This is a genomic window from Buttiauxella sp. B2 (assembly GCF_006376615.1).
Lineage (GTDB): Bacteria > Pseudomonadota > Gammaproteobacteria > Enterobacterales > Enterobacteriaceae > Buttiauxella.
This window is the reverse complement of the sequence record NZ_VEXQ01000070.1, coordinates 1-1,079: the sequence shown is the minus strand read 5'-3', so window position 1 is coordinate 1,079 and position 1,079 is coordinate 1. Positions and strand designations below refer to the sequence as shown.

Here is a 1,079-nt window from a genome sequence, read left to right as displayed (position 1 = left end):
CCTTCAGGGCGGGGATATAAGGCACGGTTTTCTACCTAACTTCTGCCAAAATTCAACACATGAAACGATTGCAGGCCTTTAAATTCCAGTTAAGACCTGACGGTCAGCAGGAGCGCGATATGCGGCGCTTCGCCGGGGCATGTCGTTTTGTATTCAACAAATCACTGGCGTTGCAGAACGAAAACCATGAGGGGGGGAACAAATATATTTCCTACGCAAAAATGACTTCGTGGTTGGTTGAGTGGAAAGGAACATCCGAAACTCAGTGGCTAAAAGGATCGCCCTCTCAGCCTTTGCAACAAGCCTTAAAAGACCTCGAACGCGCCTACAAAAACTTTTTCCAGAAACGTGCATCATTCCCCCGGTTTAAAAAACGCGGTCAGAGTGATGCATTCCGCTACCCGCAGGGTGTGAAACGGGATCAAAAAAACAGCCGCATCTCGTTGCCAAAACTGGGCTGGATACGCTATCGCAACAGTCGTCAGGTTGCAGGTGAGGTTAAAAATGTCACGGTCAGCCAGTCATGTGGCAAGTGGTATATCAGCATCCAGACAGAATATGAAACAGCAGAGCCTTCGCACGGTTCAACATCGATGGTGGGGCTTGATGCAGGCATAGCAAAACTGGCTACGCTCTCCGATGGCACTATTTTTGAGCCAGTAAACAGCTTTAAAACTAACCAGAATAAGCTCGCCAGACTCCAGCGTGAAATGAGCCGCAAGGTGAAGTTCAGTAACAACTGGACGAAGGCAAAGCGCAAAGTACAGAACCTGCATTCTCGTATCGGTAACATCCGCCGCGACTACCTTCATAAAGTCAGCACGACAATCAGCAAAAACCACACAATGATCGTCATTGAAGACCTGAAGGTATCAGACATGTCAACGTCAGCAGCGGGAACATCAAGCCAGCACGGACGCAACGTCCGTGCTAAATCAGGCTTAAACCGTTCGATACTGGATCAGGGCTGGTACGAACTGCGCCGTCAGCTTGAGTACAAGCAGTTCTGGTGTGGAGGTCAGGTATTGGTGATAAACCCTGCGTATACCAGCCAGAAATGCGCCTGCTGTGGTCATACA

General features: G+C 49.2%; 1 protein-coding gene. It reads left to right on the top strand.

Going from position 1 to position 1,079, the window contains the following annotated elements:
- Nucleotides 1-59 precede the first annotated feature (59 nt).
- Nucleotides 60-1,079: RNA-guided endonuclease TnpB family protein (locus FH968_RS23520; protein ID WP_139883900.1), on the top strand; the 1,020-nt coding region annotated here is incomplete at its 3' end.